Source organism: Streptomyces sp. NPDC043867 (genome assembly GCF_056435845.1).
The window spans coordinates 1-20,870 of sequence record NZ_JBWKDS010000057.1; the positions used below are offsets into that span (position 1 = coordinate 1).

General features: G+C 72.4%; 21 protein-coding genes. 13 read left to right on the top strand and 8 right to left on the bottom strand.

Features of this window, described 5'->3' with window-relative positions:
• Positions 1-90: 90 nt before the first annotated feature.
• Positions 91-882 (bottom strand): inositol monophosphatase family protein, encoded by a 792-nt coding sequence (locus tag AC069T_RS35395; RefSeq protein WP_478786639.1) that lies wholly within the window; start codon positions 880-882, stop codon positions 91-93.
• A 174-nt stretch (positions 883-1,056) separates the two neighbouring features.
• Here AC069T_RS35395 and AC069T_RS35400 point away from each other — a divergent pair, with 174 nt between their 5' ends.
• Positions 1,057-1,335: a GlsB/YeaQ/YmgE family stress response membrane protein gene (locus AC069T_RS35400; RefSeq protein ID WP_478786640.1), complete on the top strand. Its 279-nt coding sequence runs from the start codon at positions 1,057-1,059 to the stop codon at positions 1,333-1,335.
• A gap of 202 nt (positions 1,336-1,537) precedes the next feature.
• Here AC069T_RS35400 and AC069T_RS35405 read toward each other — a convergent pair whose 3' ends face one another.
• The gene (locus AC069T_RS35405) at positions 1,538-2,413 is read right to left on the bottom strand and encodes an oxygenase MpaB family protein (protein WP_478786641.1); all 876 of its coding nucleotides are present in this window, start codon (positions 2,411-2,413) and stop codon (positions 1,538-1,540) included.
• A 373-nt stretch (positions 2,414-2,786) separates the two neighbouring features.
• Between AC069T_RS35405 and AC069T_RS35410 the strand changes: the two genes are divergently transcribed.
• Entirely contained in the window at positions 2,787-4,001 is a 1,215-nt protein-coding gene (locus AC069T_RS35410) for a phospholipase D-like domain-containing protein (protein ID WP_478786642.1), read from the top strand.
• 121 nt (positions 4,002-4,122) lie between these two features.
• Here AC069T_RS35410 and AC069T_RS35415 read toward each other — a convergent pair whose 3' ends face one another.
• From AC069T_RS35415 to AC069T_RS35425, 3 genes are all read right to left on the bottom strand, one after another.
• The gene (locus AC069T_RS35415; protein WP_478786643.1) at positions 4,123-4,650 is read right to left on the bottom strand and encodes a hypothetical protein; all 528 of its coding nucleotides are present in this window, start codon (positions 4,648-4,650) and stop codon (positions 4,123-4,125) included.
• 203 nt (positions 4,651-4,853) lie between these two features.
• Positions 4,854-5,666: a DUF6624 domain-containing protein gene (locus tag AC069T_RS35420; protein ID WP_478786644.1), complete on the bottom strand. Its 813-nt coding sequence runs from the start codon at positions 5,664-5,666 to the stop codon at positions 4,854-4,856.
• A complete protein-coding gene (locus AC069T_RS35425; RefSeq protein WP_478786645.1) occupies positions 5,663-6,193 on the bottom strand; it encodes an ATP-binding protein in 531 nt (176 codons plus the stop codon). The genes AC069T_RS35420 and AC069T_RS35425 overlap by 4 nt, the downstream gene beginning before the upstream one ends.
• A gap of 1,167 nt (positions 6,194-7,360) precedes the next feature.
• On the opposite strand from AC069T_RS35425, the gene AC069T_RS35430 reads away from it, so the two are divergent.
• The 9 genes from AC069T_RS35430 (at position 7,361) to AC069T_RS35470 (ending at position 16,053) form a co-directional block, all read left to right on the top strand.
• Positions 7,361-8,227, top strand: a complete 867-nt coding sequence (locus AC069T_RS35430; RefSeq protein ID WP_478786646.1) for a helix-turn-helix domain-containing protein — start codon at positions 7,361-7,363, stop codon at positions 8,225-8,227.
• A gap of 2 nt (positions 8,228-8,229) precedes the next feature.
• Complete coding sequence (locus AC069T_RS35435) at positions 8,230-8,475, top strand: DUF397 domain-containing protein (RefSeq protein ID WP_478786647.1); 246 nt, start codon at positions 8,230-8,232, stop codon at positions 8,473-8,475.
• A gap of 357 nt (positions 8,476-8,832) precedes the next feature.
• Entirely contained in the window at positions 8,833-9,642 is an 810-nt protein-coding gene (locus tag AC069T_RS35440) for an SAM-dependent methyltransferase (protein WP_478786648.1), read from the top strand.
• 185 nt (positions 9,643-9,827) lie between these two features.
• Positions 9,828-10,283: a cyclic nucleotide-binding domain-containing protein gene (locus tag AC069T_RS35445; protein ID WP_358855689.1), complete on the top strand. Its 456-nt coding sequence runs from the start codon at positions 9,828-9,830 to the stop codon at positions 10,281-10,283.
• Between the two features lie 28 nt (positions 10,284-10,311).
• Entirely contained in the window at positions 10,312-11,121 is an 810-nt protein-coding gene (locus AC069T_RS35450) for an N-formylglutamate amidohydrolase (protein ID WP_478786649.1), read from the top strand.
• Positions 11,122-11,229: 108 nt separating this feature from the next.
• The gene (locus tag AC069T_RS35455; RefSeq protein ID WP_478786650.1) at positions 11,230-12,477 is read left to right on the top strand and encodes a DUF4032 domain-containing protein; all 1,248 of its coding nucleotides are present in this window, start codon (positions 11,230-11,232) and stop codon (positions 12,475-12,477) included.
• A gap of 95 nt (positions 12,478-12,572) precedes the next feature.
• Positions 12,573-14,252: an NAD(P)/FAD-dependent oxidoreductase gene (locus tag AC069T_RS35460; protein WP_478786651.1), complete on the top strand. Its 1,680-nt coding sequence runs from the start codon at positions 12,573-12,575 to the stop codon at positions 14,250-14,252.
• On the top strand, positions 14,249-15,706 hold the full coding sequence (locus AC069T_RS35465) for an ATP-binding protein (RefSeq protein WP_478786652.1): 1,458 nt from the start codon (positions 14,249-14,251) through the stop codon (positions 15,704-15,706). The genes AC069T_RS35460 and AC069T_RS35465 overlap by 4 nt, the downstream gene beginning before the upstream one ends.
• Positions 15,703-16,053, top strand: coding sequence for a UBP-type zinc finger domain-containing protein (locus AC069T_RS35470; protein ID WP_478786653.1), 351 nt, complete (start codon positions 15,703-15,705; stop codon positions 16,051-16,053). The genes AC069T_RS35465 and AC069T_RS35470 overlap by 4 nt, the downstream gene beginning before the upstream one ends.
• Positions 16,054-16,145: 92 nt before the next feature.
• Here AC069T_RS35470 and AC069T_RS35475 read toward each other — a convergent pair whose 3' ends face one another.
• From AC069T_RS35475 to AC069T_RS35485, 3 genes are all read right to left on the bottom strand, one after another.
• A complete protein-coding gene (locus AC069T_RS35475; RefSeq protein ID WP_478786654.1) occupies positions 16,146-17,087 on the bottom strand; it encodes an alpha/beta fold hydrolase in 942 nt (313 codons plus the stop codon).
• A 169-nt stretch (positions 17,088-17,256) separates the two neighbouring features.
• Positions 17,257-18,456 (bottom strand): serine hydrolase domain-containing protein, encoded by a 1,200-nt coding sequence (locus tag AC069T_RS35480; protein WP_478786655.1) that lies wholly within the window; start codon positions 18,454-18,456, stop codon positions 17,257-17,259.
• A 191-nt stretch (positions 18,457-18,647) separates the two neighbouring features.
• Positions 18,648-19,142 carry a VOC family protein gene (locus tag AC069T_RS35485; protein WP_478786656.1) on the bottom strand — a complete coding sequence of 165 codons (495 nt, stop codon included), beginning with the start codon at positions 19,140-19,142 and terminating at the stop codon, positions 18,648-18,650.
• 177 nt (positions 19,143-19,319) lie between these two features.
• Between AC069T_RS35485 and AC069T_RS35490 the strand changes: the two genes are divergently transcribed.
• Both AC069T_RS35490 and AC069T_RS35495 read left to right on the top strand, forming a co-directional pair.
• The gene (locus tag AC069T_RS35490; RefSeq protein WP_358853146.1) at positions 19,320-19,856 is read left to right on the top strand and encodes an NUDIX hydrolase family protein; all 537 of its coding nucleotides are present in this window, start codon (positions 19,320-19,322) and stop codon (positions 19,854-19,856) included.
• Positions 19,857-20,026: 170 nt separating this feature from the next.
• Positions 20,027-20,870 (top strand): SAM-dependent methyltransferase (locus AC069T_RS35495; RefSeq protein ID WP_478786657.1); only part of this gene is annotated, 844 nt, incomplete at its 3' end.

Genomic DNA, 20,870 nt, shown 5'->3' on the forward strand with positions numbered 1-20,870 from the left:
CCTCCGCCTTGCAGCTGCACGCGCCAGACCCCGCTCGGGTCGGTCAGGACGAACCGTCGGTCACAGCCAGCCTGATCCAAACGACAGGCCCTAGCACCGGCCGCGGATCATCGAGAGCAGCAGCCCGTGCGTCTCCGCGTCCGCGGCCACGACGAGCCCCCGGCCGGCCTGCCCGAGCGGGGCGCCGTCGACGCCGCTGACGACACAGCCGGCGGCGCGGCACAACGCGATGCCCGCCGCGAAGTGCACGCTCTCCGTGAGGTCACCGCCGTCGGTGACGTATGCGGCGCGCTTGCCGGCCGCCACCCATGCCAGAGCCAGCGTCGTGGAGACGACCCGCGGCCGGAACCGTTCGACGAAACCGCGGTGAGCGAGGAGGTCGACAGCTCGGAATCCGGGCGCGCCGGGAAAGGGTGGGTCCAGGTTCACGTCCACGAGCCGGGAGGCGGCTGTCGGCGCCAGCCGCGTGTCGTCCCCGGCGCACCGGACCCGGGCGGTCGCACCGTCGGTGAAGAAGATCTCACCGCTGAACGGATCGGCCACCGCGGCCGGACCGTTGCGCAGCGCCACGTTGACGGCGACCAGCATGGTGCCGACCGCGTAGTTGAGCGTGCCGCACAGCGGGTCGACCAGCCACTGCCGTGCCGCGTCGGCCGCGCCCCGCCGGCCGCCCTCCTCGCCGTGCACCGCGTCGTCGGGCCGCGCGGCACGGATGACGCCGAGAATCGCTTCCTCGGCCGCGACATCGGCGTCGGTGGCGAAGTCCCCGGCGCCCTTGTCGATGCGGGTGAGCCGCTTGCCGTACCTGGCGTGCACGGTCTCCGCGCCGGCCCGCGCCGCGGCTGTCGCGACCTCGGTGTCGTCAAGGCTCGAGGTGATCACGGCGTGCAGCGTATCGGGCGTCGCATCCCCGTCGTACACGGAGGCGTCCAACAGCGGTTTTGCTGCTGCCGACCGAAAAACCGGAACCGTGATGCACGCGAGACGTTTGTCCGGGCGCGGACGGTGCAGACGGTGTGCTGACACAGTCTTTACACGACCAGACGGAGACACACCATGGGCATCATCGCGTGGATCATCATCGGGCTGCTCGCCGGCGCCATCGCCAAGGCCCTGATGCCGGGCAAGGACCCGGGCGGCATCATCATCACCATGCTCATCGGCATCGCCGGCGGCCTGCTCGGCGGCTGGCTCGGCAAGGTCGTCTTCGGCGTCGACTCCGTCGACGGGTTCTTCGAACTCTCCACCTGGATCGCCGCGATCATCGGCTCCGTCATCCTGCTCGCCGTCTACCGCCTCGTCACCGGCAACCGGCGCTCGCACCGCCACGCGTAACCCGCAGGCAGCAACACCCAACGACACGCGGACGGCTCCCTCCCCTGCTCGCAGGGCGGGAGCCGTCCGCGTGTCGTGGGGTGGGTTGCCGGTCCCCGGCACGTGAGGGGTCAGGAGTACCAGGTGGGGACGGGGAGTTCGCCGGTCAGGACGTTGCGGCCCACCTCCCGGCGCTAAGGATCCTCGGCGGGCGCCGGCCCGGTCACCGCGACAGGGGCGGCGGCGGGGTCATCACCCAGCGGATCGTCCCGACGATCGCACGGCCGGCCTGGCGTGCCACGACACCTTCGACCAGCGGGATCCGCGGAAGCCGCAGCGGGCCGCGGGCCCACGGCGGGAGATCGGCCACCGCCGTCGCCGTCAGGACGGCGTAGGGCGGACGGGCCGCGAGGGGCAGCGGTGGGCGGAACAGGATGAAGCGCGCCGCCGACCGGGCCGCCTCCGTGGCGCGCAGCTCGGGACGGTAGGAGTCGAGTACCTCGGCGAGTTCCGCCCGGTTCCGGGGCGGGTTCCGGACACCGAGCGCCTCGGCCACCCGCGCGGTGTCCGCGACGTACTCGTCGCAGGCGGCGGCGTCCAGCGGGTGCGCCCCGTAGCGCTGGTGGGCGTCGAGGAAACTGTCGGTCTCGGCGGCGTGCACCCAGCCGAGCAGATGCGGGTCGGCCGCGTGGTAGGGCTCGCCCCGGTCCGTCGTCCCGCGCACCCTGCGGTGAATGGCGCGGACGTGGTCGACGGCCCGCTGGGCGTCCTCGGCGGTGCCGAAGGTGGTGACGGCGAGGAACGTACTGGTGCGCTGCAGCCGTCCCCACGGGTCGCCCTGGTATCCGGAGTGGGCGGCGACCGCGGCCATCGCCAGCGGGTGCAGTGACTGCAGCAGCAGGGCGCGCACCCCTCCGACGAACATCGACGCGTCGCCGTGGACGGTGCGGATCGGACGGTCCGGGCCGAACCACCGGGGCCCCGGGGTGTCGTGGATACGGGCCCGGTTCGCCGGACCTTCGGGGCCCGCGACCCGGCTGAACAGCTCGGCACCGAGCCGCTCACGCAAGCCGGAGACCGCGGATGCGTACGTGTCCATGGCACCAGTGTCCCGCAGGAACCGCCCGCTCCGGCAGTCGTGGGAGTACGCCGTTCCACGTCCGCGGCACCACGGACATCCGCCGGAGTACGGCCCCCGATCGGGGGCACCAGAACGTGTGCCACCGACGGACTCCCCCCGGTCGCGTCGGTGGCTATGCTCCCGCGCGGGGCCATGGGGCCGGGTCACCCCGGCGCCCGCGCGGTCGAGCGGAGGGGCACGGCCGCGTCCTGGGAGACTCAGGGCGGGTGCGGCGGCCCCTCCCCACCGCGGTCCCGCCCGGTCGGCGAGCGGTCCGGCAGCACGCCCGCCGGCCCGGTCGAAGGTCCGGCTCGGACCGTCGACGACAGTGAACGGACACAGGAGACGGCGAATGCGTGAAGCGACGGCGCTGGAACCCCAGCACGAGGACACGGTGGGCGGGGGCGACCCGGACGCGCGCAAACAGCGGCTGCGGAGAAGACTGGAGCGGCTGCTCGGCATCGCCGCCACCGAGGGCAACGAACTCGTCCCGCTGCGCAACGGTGACGAGATCTTTCCCGCCATGCTGCACGCGGTTCACGCTGCCGAGCACACCGTCGACATGATGACCTTCGTCTACTGGCGGGGGCAGATAGCGCGCGACTTCGCGGCGGCGCTGGCCGACCGGGCCCGCGCGGGTGTGCGCGTCCGGCTGCTGCTCGACGGCTTCGGAGCGAAGAAGATCGAGGCGGACCTGCTGCGGACCATGAGTTCCGCGGGTGTGCAGATCGGCTGGTTCCGCAAGCCGCTGCTGCTCTCCCCCTTCAAGCAGAACCACCGCTGCCACCGCAAGGCGCTGGTCATCGACGAGCACACGGCGTTCACGGGCGGCGTCGGCATCGCCGAGGAGTGGTGCGGCGACGCCCGCAATCCCTCCGAGTGGCGTGACACCCATGTGCAGGTCCGGGGCCCGGCCGTCGACGGCATCGCCGCGGCCTTCGCCCAGAACTGGGCGGAGTGCCACGACGAGCTGTTCGACGAGCGCGACCGCTTCACCCGGCACGGTCAGCCGGGCGACTCGACCGTGCAGGTGGTGCGGGGCTCGGCCGGTTTCGGCTGGCAGGACATGCAGACCCTCATCCGGATCATGCTCACCTCCGCCGAGGAGCGCGTCCGCCTGTCCACCGCCTACTTCGCCCCGGACGCGTACTTCGCCGACCTGCTGGCCGCGACCGCCCGCCGCGGAGTGCGGGTCGAGATCCTGCTTCCGGGTCCCTACACCGACCAGCGAGCCTGTCGTCTCGCCGGTCAGCACCTGTACAGCCGCCTCCTGGACGCCGGCGTCCAGATCAGCCAGTACCAGCCGACCATGATCCACACGAAGATCATGACCGTGGACGGGGTCGCCGCCCTGATCGGCTCCACCAACTTCAACCGCCGCTCCATGGAGCACGACGAGGAGGTCATGCTCGCCGTGCTTGACGAGAAGTTCACCGCGGCGCTCGATCAGGACTTCGAGAGGGACCGGGAACGGGCCGTGATCATCGATCCGGTCCGCTGGGAGCACCGGCCGCTGGTCCAGCGCCTCAAGGAGTGCGCCGTCCTGCCGATACGGCGCTTCCTGTAGCCGGGGCGGGCGGCGCGCCGGTGAGCCCGCGACGGGTGCCCCCCGCGGCGCGGCGGGCGTTCGGCGGCTGGGCGCGTTGGCGGTGCTGGCGTGGCCGGGCCGTGGTGCGGCCGGGGTTGCGTCACTCGACGCCCGGGCCGGCTTCCTTCCTGAGGAAGTTGCTCACCTGACAGGCGAGGCTCTCCTCCACGGCGCCGGTCCGTACGCCGGTGCCGACCGGGTCCTCGGGCAGGCCCACGCCGCCCGACCAGAGGTAGCGGTCGGTCCACTCCTCGTCGACCTTCAGCTGGACCTGGATGTCCATCCGGGCCAGGTCGGTGTCCGTGCCGGCGGCGTACGCGACCGCCGTGGCCCGGCGCAGGGGGTAGAGGTCGAAGCCCTCGATGAACTGTGAGTTCCGCCAGTCGAGGATCGCGCTCTCGCCGTCCGTGCCGAGGCGGACGTCGATCTGGCCGTCCTCCAGGTGGATGCCGAAGTGGTCGCTCGCACGGTTCTCGACGGTGACCCGGAATCTGAAATAGGTGAGTCCCTCAGCGGCGTCGTCGCGGCCGCGCGGGGGGTCCGCCTTCTCCAAGCCGTGGACGCGGACACGCAGGCCGGCGTGCTCGTCGCACTCCTGCCAGTCTCCGACCACATTCGGCTCGTACACAGTTCACCTCTCGACCTCCGAGAGGTGCTTTCTTATCCGTGCGCTCGACGACGTGTCAAATGCGTGGAACGTACCGTGGCCAGGGAATTCTCCCTTCTTGATCGTCGATCAAGCCGTGCGCAGCGGGAATCTTTCCCGGGGCGCGACGGCGACGCCCGGGCGCGTGCTGCACATCACGCCCGGGAGTGTGAGAGCCGGGCGGCTCAGCCGTGGTGGCGCAGGGCGCGCATCTGCTCGTCGAGCGGGCACAGCCCGACGTCACGGCGCCGCTCGTCGATGGTGTGGGGCTGCCGGATCGCGTATGGGCGCAGGGTCACCGGATTGACCCGGGTTCCGTAGAACTGCGGTTCGCCGAGTTCGACGGCGCAGTGGTCCGCGATGTAGGCGTGCTGGGCCGCGGGGCAGCGCCCGTCGGCCGCCGCCTGGGCGATCAGGTCGCGGCACAGCAGCTGGAAGTCGAGGTCCGGTGTGTGCAGGAGGATCATGACGGCGGCCGTCGAGGCCGCCGCCCCGACCTGGTCGGCGGTGGGCCAGCCGTGCCGGGAGACGATCGTCCGGAGGGCGTCGGCGTTGGCCCGGCGGCATGCGACGAGGGCGCGGCGGCTCCCGGGGGCCAGGTCCGTCTGTGCCCGCCGCGTCAGGTCGGTGTCCTCCTCCGCCCTGCGGATCAGTTCCCCGGCCAGCAGGGTGGCCACGCCGGGAAGCATGCGGGGTCCCGCCGCTCCCCCGTCCAGGGGGGAGCCGTCGGCGGGACCGGCCCCCGGGTCCCGGGAGGGCGCCGCGTCACCGGCCGGGCACCCGTCCGCGGTGAGAGCCGTCCCGCCGTGGCGAGCCCCGTCGTCACGCAGCGGTCGCCCCGGCGCGTCCCCCGCAGGGTCGTCCGGGGGACGCTTCCGCGCCGTACCGGCCCGCTGACCGGGCAGGAACACCGGCACACCGTCGGCGCGCCCGTCCGGCCGCGGCATCCGCCGGACGCCGTCGGCCTGTTCGCCCGCCACCTGCTCCGAGCGCTTCACAGCGCCTCCCGGAGCGCCAGGGTGAACCACACCTGTTTGCCGGCCGTGCCGGGCGCGGGCGGGGCGACGCCCCAGTCGTCGGCCAGCGCTGCGACGATCGCCAGGCCCCGGCCCGACTCCGCGTTCGCGTCCTGCGGGCAGGCCCGCGGGACGGCGGACGAGCTGTCGGCGACCGTCACGCACAGGTGCCGCCCCGAGGACTCGACCGTCACGGTGATCGTGTCGGCGGGGCCGGTGCTGCCGTGTCCGACGGCGTTGGCGAAGATCTCGTCCGCCGCGAGGACGGCGCTGTCGACGGTCTCGGCGGGGAGCGGCAGGGCGGTGAGGTGCGTGGTGATCACGCGCCGGACGCCCGCGGCCTGTGAGGGGTGGGCGGGCACGACGGTGCGGAGCATGCGGGGCCCGGTCACCTGGATCACGGCCTCACCGGGCCTGTGCCGACCGAAGTGCGCGTGGACGTGCGGCGCGTGGGCGCCGGGTGCCGGTGAGGGCGACGGCCGGCGGCGGTGCGCTCCGGATGCCGTCATCGAGCCTCCTTCGCGTGCGGCGCGGCTGGGGGGACGGTCCGGCCGGCCGGCCGCGCAGCGAGTCGGCCGGACCGGTGGCAGGACGAGGGGGCGAGGGGGCACGCCGGTTGCCCGGCCCGGCGAAGCAACAGCTCGGCCCGGCGGGGCAGCTCGGCCCAGTGAGGAAGCGGCTCGACCCGGCCAGGCAACAGCTCGGCCCGGCGGGGCAGCTCGGCCCAGTGAAGAAGCGGCTCGACCCGGCCAGGCAACAGCTCGGCCCGGCGGGGCAGCTCGGCCCAGCGAGGAAGCGGCTCGACCCGGCCAGGCAACAGCTCGGCCCGGCGGGGCAGCTCGGCCCAGCGAGGAAGCGGCTCGACCCGGCCAGGCAACAGCTCGGCCCGGCGGGGCAGCTCGGCCCAGCGAGGAAGCGGCTCGACCCGGCCAGGCAACAGCTCGGCCGGGTGAGGGAACGGCTCTGCTCGGTACATGGCGGCGCGACGGCGACAGCGCGTCGCAGAGCTTGCCCGCGCTCCGGGGAATCGTTCCCGCGGGCACTCCGGCGTCGCGGCCCGTACAGCCCGCCGGGGCGGAGCCGTGCTCGGGCGGACCGACGCCGCCGGGGGGCCGGTGGGGCGCCGAGTCGCACGACCCCGGCGCGTCGGGAGAACGGCAGCACCCCGGCCGGCGCACCGGGGGGCCCGGCACCGGCCGGCCCGGCACCGAACGGAACACCGGCCGGCCCCGCAGCCAAGGGCACCGCGGTTAACGGCCCCGCGTTCCCCGTCACGCCACCACCCCCGGGACGGGGTGGCACCGCCGCTCGAAGCCCCGCACGAGCCGCTCGCGCCGCCGCCGCTCCGGACGTCGGTGGAAGTCGCGCGGCGCACGGCACGGCCGCTCGCTGTGCACGGTGCTCGATCGTCCATCCGTCACGGTGGCCACCCGGTCTCACGTCACGTCGTGTGCGGCTGCGCCCGCACCTGGTTTTCCGTCAGAAACGTTATGGAAAGGCGCAGTTGCTCGTCGCCGCCCCGCTCCGGGCGACAGGTTCACCGATCACTATGGTGGCGGACGGACTCAGGTCGCAACCTGCGTTCTGATAATTTCAGAACGATTCGCATCACCCTGTCTCTGTCGGCCGCCGCGTGCCACACTGCACGCTGTGGCGGCCGTACCGGGAGGCAGGACGTGAGCGAGAACCGTTCCGGCGGCAGCGCGCCGACCGTCCTGCGGATCGTTCTCGGCAAGCGGCTTCGGCACCTGCGGGAACGGGCGGGAGTCTCGTTCGAGGACGCGGCGCGGGCCATCGAGGTCACTCCCCTGACGGTCCGCAGGATCGAAAAGGCCGAGGTCGGCCTCCGTATCCCGTACGTGAAGGAGTTGCTGCGCGCCTACGGTGTCCCGGCGACCGAGGTGGACGACTTCCTCGCCATGGCCAGGGAGGCCAACCGGCCGGGCTGGTGGTACAAGTACCGCGACGTGCTGCCCGAGTGGTTCAGCGCCTACGTGAGCCTGGAGAGCGAAGCCAGCGTCATCCGTCTCTACGAACCGCACTACGTACCGGGCCTGTTGCAGACGCGCGAGTACGCCGCCGCCCTCCTGCACGTCGGGTTCCCCAACGAGTCGCCGGAGGAGATCGCCCGCCGGGTCGATCTGCGTGCCAGGCGCCAGGATCTGCTCGCCAAACCGGACGCGCCCGCCGTCTGGGCCGTCCTGGAGGAGACCGTGCTGCGCCGGCCGGTCGGCGGGGCCGCGGTCATGCGGGCCCAGATCGACCGCATCGCCGAGGCCCTGGACATGCCGAAGGTCAGGATCCAGATCATGCGCTTCGGCGTGGGGGCACACCCCGGCGCCTTCGGCCCGTTCCACTACTTCCGCTTCGGCTTCTCGGAACTGCCCGACGTCGTCTACACCGAGAGCCTCGCGGGCGCCGTCTATGTCGACCAGCCCGCCGACGTCGTGACCTATCTCGAAGTGCTGGACCGGATGTCCGTGCAGGCGGAGCCGGTCGCTCGGACCAGGGACATCCTGGCTGAACTGCGTGAGGAGTTGTGACCATGGAATCCACGGGCCCCGTCCGCAGCGGCGTCACCGCCACCGACCTGGGAACCGAGGGCTGGCTGAAGCCCTGGAGCGGCACGAACGGCGGAAGCTGCGTCGAGGCCAAACTGCTGGCCGACGGCAGTGTGGCCCTCCGCCAGTCCACGGACCCGCAGGGGCCCGCGCTGATCTACTCCCGGGCCGAGATGGTCTCGTTCCTGGCGGGCGTCAAGTCCGGCCAGGCCGACTTCCTGATCTCCTGACACGCCGGCCGGATCCACGGAGCCGGCCCCCGGATGTGCGGGCGCCGGCCGCCACCGCGCCCGCACCACCGGACGGCCCGCACGGCGCTCCCGCCGTGCGGGCCGTCCCCCGTGCAGGGTCGTCCCCCACCGAGGAGAACCGGCCGTCACGGAGCGAGCCGTCCGCGCGAGCCGCGCCGCCGCTCCGCCTGGGCCGCACGTCAGAGGCTTCCCCGGGCGCCGGACGCCCCGACCGTGCGACGTATTCGGCCACACCCTCCGCACCAGCCGCCCGGCCGCCCCCAACTCGCGTCGCCCGAGCGGCAGTTGTCGATAGGTTGGCGACAGACCACGTGAGACGCACGGCAGGAGACTCCCATGGCAGACGGCCGGTCCCTCCCCAATCAGGAGGCGTTGTCCAAGATCGACACCACGGTCCCGCACTCGGCCCGCATCTGGAACTACTGGATGGGCGGGAAGGACAACTACGAGGTCGACCGGACGGCGGGCGACGCCTACCGCGAGGTCGCCCCGAACATCGAGACCATGGCCCGCGCCTCCCGCGACTACCTGGTCCGCACCGTGACCTTCGTGGCCGGTGAGCTCGGCATCCGCCAGTTCCTGGACATCGGCACGGGCCTGCCGACGTACGACAACACGCACCAGGTCGCCCAGCGCGTGGCGCCGGAGTCCCGCATCGTCTACGTCGACAACGACCCCCTGGTGCTCCGCCACGCCCAGGCGCTGCTGACCAGCACGCCCGAGGGCGTCACCGACTACATCGACGCGGATCTCCGCGAGCCCGAGAAGATCATCGAGGCGGCGGGCCGGATCCTGGACCTCGGCAGGCCCGTGGCCCTCATGCTCATGGGCATCCTCGGCCACATCCAGGACTACGAGGAGGCCAAGTCGATCGTCCGGCGCCTCCAGGACGCCCTGCCGCCCGGCAGCTGCTTCGTGCACTACGACAGCACGGACACCGACGCCGCGCTCAAGGAGGCCCAGCGGGGCTACGACGACACCGGCGCCGTCCCCTACGTGCTGCGCAGCCCCGAGCAGGTCAGCGCGTTCTACGACGGCCTGGAGCTCGTCGGGCCCGGCGTGGTGTCCTGCCCGCTGTGGCGGCCCGCCCCGGGCACCTCGCCCGAGCCGACGGACGTCCACGGGGGTGTGGCCCGCAAACCGTGACCACCGGTGCCCCGGAGGCCGGTGAACACAAGGATTCCGGCCCCCGGCGCGACGGAACGCGTGGAGTCCGCTCCAATGGAGGGTGACGAAAGACAACCGGTACGAGATGCGCCGATCCCGCCACAGGTCCGGGGCCCCACTCCCCCGGAGCGGACTCTCCCGGGGCGGCGCGACGGAGGTCCGCGATGCCCACTGCTCTCCGGCTGCTGCACGCACTCTCCGCCGACCATCGTGAACGCCTCATGGGCGTGGCCCGGGAGGTCGCGTTCCCCGCGGACGGCAGGATCTTCGAGGCCGGGGGGATCGCGGACCGCTTCTGGGTGGTCCGGTCCGGCACGGTCTCCCTCTACCAGCAGGTCGTCGCGGACCGGCGGATCTCGGTCGCGGCGCTGGGGCCGGGCGACCTGCTCGGCTGGTCCTGGCTGTTCCCGCCGCACCGGTGGGACTTCGGCGCCGAGGCGTTCAGCCCCGTACGCGCCTACGAGTTCGAGGCGGACGCGGTGCTCGCGCTGTGCGCCGACGACCCGGCCCTCGAGCTCTCGCTGACCCGCACGATCGGCGCCATCCTGGCCCACCGGCTCGAGACGACCCGCCAGGCCCTGATCGAGCACTACGCCCGCCACGGCGGCGTGGTGAGATGACGCCTTGGCACACCGCGACAATCGTCCCGTGAACGAAACCTCCCGGGCCCCCGGGTCCTTCGAAGTCCTCCCCGGCGCCGCCGACTCCCCCGTGCTGCTGCACGTGCCCCACTCCGCGCGGGCGATACCGGCCGCGGTACGCGACGGCATCCTCCTCGACGACGCCGCGCTGGAGCGGGAACTGGACCACATCACCGACGCGCACACCGCCGAACTGGCCGCGCTCGTCGCGCGATCCGCCCGGGTCACACCCTGGCGGCTCGTCAACCGGCTGTCCCGGCTGGTGGTCGACCCCGAGCGCTTCCCGGACGAGCGGGAGGAGATGCTGGCCGCCGGGATGGGCGCGGTCTACACGCGCACCACGGGACGCGCGCCGCTGCGCCCCGACGACGTGGACCCGCAACCGCTGATCGACCGCTACTTCCACCCCTACGCGCGGGCGATGACGGACGCGGTGGCCGACCGGCTGGCGGCCACCGGGCGCGCGGTGGTCATCGACGTCCACTCCTACCCGACGGCCCGGCTGCCGTACGAACTGCACGGCGACGGCCCGCGTCCGCCGGTCTGTCTCGGCACCGACTCCTTCCACACGCCTGCCGGGCTGCTGGCCGCCGCGCGGAAGGCCTGCGCGGGACTCGGCGGCACGGGAACCGACAGCCCCTTCTCCGGCACCTATGTGCCGCTGGAGTTCCACGGCAGGGAACCGCGTGTGAGCGCCCTCATGGTGGAGATCCGGCGGGACACCTACATGAGCGAGCCGGGCGGCCCTCCCGGTCCGGGGCTCGCCCGCCTCGCCGCGGCGCTGACGGACCTGGTCGACGCCGCGTCCCTGCCGTAACGGCCCGCGGCCGCCCACCCTTCGGGCACCCGGTTGACGAAACCGGCGAGCGGATGCGGAGATGCTCCTGCGGCGAGACGTCGACCCTGAGGTGAGGGCAGCACATCGATGGCATTGCAGATCAGCGCCACCAACCCGGAGCATCCCGCGCTCCTGCTCGAACTGCCCTGGCAACTGCCGCTGGAGGAGTGGCCCGAGCATCTCCTGGTGCCGCTGCCGCGCGGCATCTCGCGGCACGTGGTGCGCTACGCGCGCGCCGGTACCGAGGTGGTGGCCGTCAAGGAACTCGCCGAGCGGCCCGCGCTGCGCGAGTACGAGCTGCTGCGCAGCCTCGACCGGCTCGGCATCCCCTCGGTGGATCCGCTCGCGGTGGTCACCGGCCGTGTCGGCGCCGAGGGGCCGCTGGAGCCGGTGCTGATCACCCGGCACCTGGGCGGCTCGATGCCGTACCGGTCAATGTTCGAGACGACGATGCGTCCCGCCACGATGCACCGGCTGATGGACGCGCTCGCCGTGCTGCTGGTCCGGCTGCACCTGGCGGGGTTCGCCTGGGGCGACTGCTCGCTGTCCAACACGCTGTTCCGGCGCGACGCGGGCGCCTACGCCGCATATCTGGTCGACGCGGAGACCGGGGAGCTGCACGCCAGGCTCAGCGAGGGCCAGCGCGACTACGACCTCGACCTGGCCCGGGTCAACATCAGCGGCGAGCTGCTGGACCTGGAGGCGGCGGGGGCGCTGCATCCCTCCGTGGACCCGATCGACTTCGGCAAGGAGATCTGCGCGCGCTACCAGGGCCTCTGGCAGGAGCTGACCCGTACCTCCGTGTATCCGGCGGGCAAGCACCACTACATCGACCGCAGGATCCGGCGGCTGAACGACCTCGGCTTCGACGTCGCCGAGATGCAGATAGGCCACTCGCCGAACGGCGACACCGTCACCTTCGTCCCCAAGGTCGTCGACGCCGGTCACCATCAGCGGCAGTTGCTGCGGCTGACCGGTCTGGACGCCGAGGAGAACCAGGCGCGCCGGCTGCTCAACGACCTGGAGAGCTGGATGGCCACCCAGGAGGACTACGCGCCGGGCGATCCGCTCGCCGCCCGTCCCGAGGTCCTCGCCCACCGCTGGGTCCGCGAGGTGTTCCGCCCCACCGTGCGGGCCGTGCCGCGGGAGCTGCGCGGCACGATGGACGCGGCCGAGATCTACCACGAGCTGCTGGAGCACCGCTGGTACCTGTCCGAGCACGCCCAGCACGACATCGGCCTGGACACGGCCGTGCAGGACTTCGTGACGAACGTGCTGCCCCGGGTGCGCGCGGAGCTGCCGCCCCCGGCCGAGGGGCCGGGGCCGCCCGCCTGACCCGCGCCGACCGGGCAGGCAGCGGTTCAGAAGCGAAGGTGACCGTTCATACATACGATTGAGCGAGTACACGACTCGCTCGGGGTGGGAGACGTATGGCACAGGCGGCGGCCGGGTCCGCGAGGACCGTCATTCTGACCGTGGATGACGATCCCGGGGTGTCGCGGGCCGTGGCACGCGACCTGCGGCGCCGCTACGGCGAGGCCCACCGGATCGTGCGGGCGGAGTCCGGTGAGGCGGCCATGGAGGCGCTGCGCGAGCTGAAACTGCGCGGCGACCAGGTGGCGGTGATCCTGGCCGACTACCGGATGCCGCGGATGAACGGCATCGAGTTCCTGGAGCAGGCCCTCGACGTGTATCCGGGGGCGCGGCGGGTGCTGCTGACCGCGTATGCCGACACGAACGCGGCGATCGACGCGATCAACGTGATCGACCTGGACCACTACCTGCTCAAGCCGTGGGACCCGCCCGAGGAGAAGCTGTACCCGGTCCTGGACGAACTGCTGGAGGCATGGCGGGCCGCCGACCACCGGCCCGTACCGGTCTGCAAGGTAGTCGGGCACCGCTGGTCCGCACGCTCGTCGGGGGTCCGGGAGTTCCTGGCCCGCAACCAGGTGCCGTACCGCTGGTACTCGTCGGACACGGCGGAGGGACGGCGTCTGCTGTCCGCCGCCGGTGCGGACGCGGAGCGGCTCCCGCTCGTGATCACACCGGACGGCACACCGCTGGTGGAGCCCGCGGACCCGGACCTCGCGGCGCACGTCGGGCTGGCCACGACGCCGACGGCGGAGTTCTACGACCTGGTCGTCATCGGCGGCGGCCCGGCCGGCCTCGGCGCGGCGGTGTACGGGGCCTCGGAGGGGCTGCGGACCGTTCTGGTGGAGCGGTCGGCGACGGGCGGGCAGGCGGGACAGAGCTCGCGGATCGAGAACTACCTGGGCTTCCCGGACGGGGTGTCCGGGGCGCAGCTCACCGACCGCGCGCGGCGGCAGGCCGCCAAGTTCGGCGCCGAGATCCTCACCGCGCGGGAGGTGACGGGCCTGGAGGTCACCGGGGCGTCGCGCACCGTCCGGTTCTCGGACGGCTCGGCGATCGCCGCGCACAGCGTGATCCTGGCGACCGGTGTGTCGTACCGGCAGCTGGCGGCACCGGGGCTGGCGGACCTGACCGGGTGCGGGGTGTTCTACGGCTCGGCGCTCACGGAGGCGGCCGCCTGCCAGGGCCACGACGTGTACATCGTCGGTGGCGCGAATTCGGCCGGACAGGCCGCCATGCATCTGGCGCGGGGCGCGAAGTCGGTCACGATCCTGGTGCGCGGTTCGTCGCTGTCCGCGTCGATGTCGCACTATCTGATCCAGCAGATCGAGGAGGCGCCCAACATCGGCGTCCGCACGGGGACGGTCGTCGAGGCCGCGCACGGCTCGGACCATCTGGAGCAGCTGACCCTGCGGGACGTGGCGAGCGGGCACACCGAACTCGTCGACGCGCAGTGGATGTTCGTGTTCATCGGCGCGGCGCCGCTGACCGACTGGCTGGACGGGACCGTGCTGCGGGACCCGCGCGGGTTCATCGTGGCCGGTCCCGACCTGACCGCGGACGGGCAGCCGCCGGCGGGCTGGGAGCTGGACCGGCCGCCGTACCACCTGGAGACCAACGTGCCCGGCGTGTTCGTGGCCGGTGACGCGCGGGCCGAGTCCGCGAAGCGGGTCGCGTCCGCGGTCGGAGAGGGAGCGATGGCCGTCATGCTCGTCCACCGTTATCTGGAGCAGTCGTGAGCGGGCAGCCGGTGCCGTGCAGCGTCGCCGAGCTGAGCACGCTGTTCCTCTTCGAGAAGCTCGACGGCGACCAGCTCGACCGGCTGTGCCGGGAGGGCCGCGTGGAGCGGTTCGAACCGGGCCCGGTCTACGCCGAGGGCGAGCCGGCCACGTGCTTCTTCGTGCTCCTGGAGGGCACGGTGGTGCTCTCGCGCCGGGTCGGCGACGACGACGTGGAGATCAGCCGCAGTTCCCTGCGCGGGGTGTACTCGGGCGCCATGCAGGCCTACCTGGGCGACCGGGTGCGCCCGGTCTACAACAGCTCGATGCGGGTCACCGAGCCCTCACGGTTCTTCGTGCTGCCCGCCGGGACGTTCGCCGCGATCATGCAGGACTGGTTCCCGATGGCCGTGCATCTGCTGGAGGGGCTGTTCTTCGGTTCGAGGAACACCCAGCAGGTGATCGGGCAGCGGGAGCGGCTGCTGGCGCTCGGCTCGCTGTCGGCGGGCCTGACCCACGAGCTGAACAACCCCGCCGCCGCGGCGGTGCGGGCCACCTCGTCCCTGCGGGAGCGGGTGGCGAAGATGCGGCACAAACTCGGCATCATCGCCACGGGCCCCTTCTCGCGCGAGGCCCTGGCCGGCCTCGTCGAACTCCAGGAGCGGACCGCGGAGCGGGTCGCCAAGGCTCCCGCGCTGAGCCCGCTGGAGGCGTCCGACCGGGAGGACGCCCTCAGCGACTGGTTCGACGACCACGGAATCACCGAGGGGTGGCGGCTCGCGCCCACCTTCGTGCAGGCCGGCCTCGACGTCGACTGGCTCGACCAGGTCGCGGCGGCCGTCGACGCGGAGATCCTCCCCGGGGCCGTGGGCTGGCTCAACTACACCGTGGAGACCGAGCTCCTCATGAACGAGATCGAGGACTCCACCGCCCGCATCTCGCATCTCGTCGACGCGGCCAAGCAGTACTCCCAGCTCGACCGGGCCCCGTACCGGGTCTGCGACGTGCACGAACTGCTCGACAGCACCCTGCTGATGCTGTCCGGGAAGATCGGTTCCCGCATCACCGTCGTCAAGGACTACGACCGCACCCTCCCGAGGATCCCGGCCTATCCCGGCGAGCTCAACCAGGTCTGGACGAACCTCGTCGACAACGCGGTCTCGGCCATGAACAGCACCGACGGCGACGGCACGCTGACCGTGCGGACGGCACTCGAGCGGGACCGGCTCCTGGTGGAGTTCCGGGACACGGGCCCCGGGGTGCCCGTGGAGATCCGCGACCGCATCTTCGATCCGTTCTTCACCACGAAAGCGGTGGGTGAGGGCACCGGCCTCGGCCTGGACATCTCGTGGCGCATCGTCGTCAACAAGCACCACGGTCATCTGGAGGTGCGGTCCGTGCCGGGCGACACCCGTTTCCAGGTCCGCCTCCCCCTGACCGCCGCGGAACCCGACACACCCGAGGAGCCAGCATGACCCTGCCCGCCGGGATCGATCCCAGCGTCCCGCCGAGCGGCACGGGGTGCGGTGACTGCGACGCGGACGGCGGATGGTGGTTCCATCTGCGGCGCTGCGCCCAGTGCGGTCACATCGGCTGCTGCGACGACTCGCCCTCGAAGCACGCCTCCGCCCACGCGCGGGAGACCGGGCACAACTTCATCCGCAGCTTCGAACCGGGCGAGAACTGGTTCTGGAACTTCGACAGCTCCGAGCTGTACGAGTCGGGCCCGGACCTGGTTCCGCCGCTGTGCCACCCCGCCGAGCAGCCGGTGCCGGGACCCGCGGGACGCGTCCCGGCGGACTGGGCGGACACACTGCGCTGACGTGCGCGGGAGCCGGCCCCGCGGGCCGCTGTACCGTCCCGGCAGCCCCGTGCCCTCCCCGTGCCGCTCCGGTCACCCGTGCCGCTCCAGAGTCAGCCTGCCGCGGGACCGGCGTCTCCCCCGCCCGCCAGTACCTCGCGCAGGACCTGGGCGAACTGCTCGGGCTGTTCCATGAAGCCGCCGTGGCCGCCGGGGAATTCGGCCGGCGGCGTGCCGAGCAGTCCGGCGAGCGCGGTGGACGTGTGGTGGGTGAGCAGCGGTCCCGACGTGGCGCCGATTCCGATTACGACACGCCCCGGCCCGGAGGTCAGCGCCGGGATGTCCGGCACGTAGCGGGTGGTGCCGCGCAGTTCGTGGGCGAAGAAGTGGGCGCTGTCGGCGAGATCCTGCGCCGAGGGCTCGTGGGACTCCTGGGACGCCGAGAAGTCCGGGGCATCAGAGGACTCCGGGGCATCAGAGGACTCCGGGGCCGCCGAGGACTCCGAGGCCGCCGAGGACTCCGAGGCCGCCGAGGACTCCGAGGGCGGGTCCGTAACGGCGCCGGGGGCTGTGGACACGGCCATGAACTTCGCCCACGCCGCTCCGACACCTTCCTTGTGGAAGGTCTCGATGATGTCCTCGGTCGCGGCGTGCCGCTCCGCTGCGTCGGGGAGCAGGCCGAGGACGGGCGGCTCGTGCGCGACGAGCGTGCGCACCCGGCCGGGGTGCCGGGCGGCCAGCGCGAGCCCGGTCACCGCGCCGCCGCTGCTGCCGAACACGTCGGCGGACTCCGCTCCGAGGGCGTCGAGGAGGGCGGCGACGTCATCCGCCCGGAGTTCGGGGGTGGAGTCCTGCCCGGGATCGTCGAGGAGGCTTCCCCCGATGCCGCGCGGGTCGTGGGTGACGACCGTGTGGTCACCGGCCAGCGCGTCGGCCAGCGGTGCGAAGGCCGCGGCGGACATCGGCGCTCCCATCAACAGCAGCAGCGGGCCCGTGCCGCGGACCTCGTAGTGCAGGCGCACACCGGGGACGGTGAGGGTGTGTGTGGTGGTCATGAGGTGGTTCCTTCCGCCGCGGACGCCCCCGCGGTAGCGGTGACACAGGGAAGACTCCGGCAGGCGCGAGAACTCATCGCCGGCGCGGAGTCCGGTCGTCTCCGGGCGGCCCGACCCGGTGACCGCCGTGGTCCCGCCCGGCGTCGGATCACCGCCGCTCGCGCGAGTCTCAGCGCCCCTTCTTGAGCACGGCGCAGACGAAGTCCTCCTCGATGGCCCGCAACCGCTTCAGCTGCTCGGGAGCCAGTGTCTTGTTGATCTGGGTCGTGACGGAGAAGGTCAGCGAGCGGCGGCCGTCCGGTGTGGCGGCGGCGAGCTGCGTGTAGCCGGGGAAGTTGCCGGTGTGGCCCAGCACAGCACCGCACCGGGTCGCGTAGCGGAAGATCCCGAGTCCCGCGGTGTTGCGTCCCGGGCCCGCCGGTTCGGAGGCACCCTTCACCCACCGGCGCTGTTCGCGTACGACCTTCCCTCCGTACAGTTCGCCTCCCGCGTAGCCGCGGATGAAGCGGCTCAGGTCGGCGGGCGTGGAGACGATTGCGCCCGAGGCCCACACGCCGGAGGCGCTGAGGACCTCGCTGATGTCCTCCGGCTCCCCCGGCCCGCTCACGTCGTATCCGTGCAGGTAGGGCTCCGGCAGCCGGTACCCCTGCGGCAGGGTGGTGTCGCGCAGGCCGAGCGGCCGGTACACGAGTTCCTCCAGCAGGCGTTCGTAGGTCGTGCCTGTGACCGCCTCGGCCATCAGGGCCACGGCGATGTTGTCGGAGTTGGAGTACCGGTACCGCGAGCCGGGCTTCAAGTTCAGCGGTTCGTCCGCCACGTGGTCGAGCAGCCGGCGGGAGTCGAAGTGGCGCCGGGGGTCGGCGGTCACCGCGTCGCGGAACGAGGGGGCCTCCGTGTAGTCCGGCAGGCCGCTGGTGTGGTTCAGCAGTTGACGGAGCGTCACGGAGCCCCAGGATCGCGGCAGTCGGGGCAGGCGCTCGCGCAACGTGTCGTTCAGACCGAGGTCGCCGCTGTTGACCAGGCTCAGGGCGACCGCCCCGCTGAACGCCTTGGCCACGCTGGCGATGCGCATGTGGTCGTGCGGGCGGGGCTCCCGGCCGGTTTGGACGTCGGCGACCCCGGCCCGCAGGACGCGGCTCTTCCCGCCGTCGCGCAGCACGGCGATGACTCCCGGCGGGCCGCCCTCGGTCCGCACGAACGCGTCGATCTCGCTCTGCAGTGTGCGGTCGTCGGGCGCCGCGGGGAGCGCGCGGGCAGCCGCACTCGCAGTGGCGGGGGCCAGCGCCGCCAGGCACGCGGCGACGAGGGCGGCCTTCCGCAGGGCCGGTGACACGACGACAGCGCGGGACGGCAGGGGGCGCAGAGGCATCTCGGCTCCTGAGGCGAGGGGACTGTCCCTCCAGCCTCCTCGGCGTCCGCGGTCTCCCGCCCCTCATGCTGCTGCATACGGCTCAGCACAGGGCCTGGAAGCGGTACGCGGCCCGGTGCCGGGGCGTCGTACGGCCGAGCGGGATCCGCGATCCGTGGACGCGCGGCCCCTGCTGCCCGGGCGGCCGTTCCTCAGAGCACGGTCGTGCCGTACATCTCGCCGAGCGGGTCGGCCAGCAGCTCGACCCGGGCGCCGTCGGGGTCGCGGAAGTAGAGCGACGTGCCGCTCTCCTCCTGGTGGTCGACGCCGGCGGCGGCCAGCCGCTCGCGCAGCCGCCGCCAGGTGGTGGGGTCGACCGAGATGGCGAGGTGGTGCAGTCCGCCGAGCACTTCCGCGTACGGCCCGAGGTCGAGTCCGGGGAAGTCGAAGAAGGCCAGCAGGTTGCCGTTGCCCAGGTCGAAGAAGAAGTGCGTGGAGCCCTTGTAGTCGCGGTTCTCGATCATCTCCGTGAGCGGGAACCCCAGAATCTCCTGGTAGAAGCGCACGGTCCGCTCCACGTCCGAGGAGAGGAGCGCCACGTGGTGCACGCCCCGCGCGGAACTCGCCGGACGGTCCGCCGTCACCAGGTACGTCTCCCGGATCCGTGCGCGTTCCGCCTCGACCGCGGCCAGGTCCACAGGCTCCATGAGGGGGCTCCTCCGTCGTCCGTCATATATGGTTTGCAATTCAACAAAATACTTCGACTCACTCTAGACCTCCGCCGCCCGGTCGGGGAGCATTTGTGCGGCGTGCCGCGAGGCGCGTCCGCGATCGGCTCGGAGTCGTACGAGCGAAGCGGGGGACGCTGAAAGTATGATCAACGAATGTCTGACATGACCGAGACCTCGCCCGGCTGGCTGACTTCCGACGAACTGGACCAGGCCCGCGCGCGCATGCCGATCCTGTACGTCGAAGCCGTACCCGTGCGCGTCGACGACAGCGGCGAAGTCACCAGCATCGGCCTGCTGCTGCGCATCGGCCCCGACGGGACGGTCAGCCGTACCCTCGTCTCCGGCCGGGTGCTGCACCACGAGCGGGTCAGGGACGCGCTCCTGCGCCACCTGGAGAAGGACCTGGGCCCGATGGCACTGCCCAGGGTCCCGGCGTCGCTGCAGCCCTTCACCGTCGCCGAGTACTTCCCGACGCACGGGATCACGCCGTACCACGACCCCCGGCAGCACGCGGTGTCGCTGGCCTACATCGTCCCGGTGACCGGTGACTGCCGCCCGCGGCAGGACGCGCTCGACCTGGTCTGGTTCAGCCCCCAGGAGGCGTCGTCGCCGATGGTCCTCAACGAGATGCCGGGCGGGCACGGAGTCCTGCTCAGGCAGGCCCTGGCGCACGTCGGCTGCCTCTCCTGACCCCTGCGCGGACGGCGGTGGGACAACGGCACAACCCCCTTGCCGGGGTGCGCCGTTACCGCGTGCGGCCGCGCCCTGATCAAGGGGGCACAATGGCGGCGACGGTCAGGTGCCGCCGTGGCGGCCGCATGCACCCCCGAACGCCCGCGGGTGCGCAGGAAGGGAACGACATGAGCGAGACGCAGCGCCCGACAGGTGCCTCCGGAAGACTGAACACCTCGGTGGCGCACAACGCCCGGGTGTGGAACTTCTGGATCGGCGGCAAGGACCACTACGAGGTCGACCAGCGGGTCGGCGAGCAGGTCGCCTCGATGTTCCCGGTGATCCGCGAAGTGGCGCGTGCGGACCGCGAATTCCTCGGCCGCGCCGTGGAGTTCCTCACCGCGGACCTCGGGGTGCGGCAGTTCCTGGACATCGGCACCGGGCTGCCGACCCTGGACAACACCCACGACATCGCCCAGCGGATCGCCCCCGAGTCACGGATCGTGTACGTCGACAACGACCCCATCGTCCTCGTCCACGCCCGCTCCCTGCTGACCAGCACCCCCGAGGGCGTCACGGACTACATCGACGCCGACGTCCACGACCCGGACGCCATCGTCCGGGGTGCCGCGGCGACCCTGGACCTCGGCCGGCCCGTCGCCGTCATGATGCTGGGCATCCTCAACTTCGTCCTGGACACCGACAAGGCGCGGGACATCGTGCGCCGGATCATGGCGGCCGTCCCGTCCGGCAGTTGTCTCGCCCTGACCCACCCGACCACCGACGCCGACCTCGGCGGTGAGGGCAACGTCGAGGCGATGAAGTTCTGGAACGAGAACGCCACCCCGCCGATCACGGCCCGCAGCCGCGAGGAGATCGCCTCCTTCTTCGACGGACTGGACCTCCTCACCCCGGGCCTCGTGTCGTGTTCGCAGTGGCGGGGGGGGGGGGGGAGGGGGGGGGGGGGGGGGGGGGGTGGGGGGGGGGGGGGGGAGGGGGGGGGGGGGGGGGGGGGGGGGGGGGGGGGGGGGG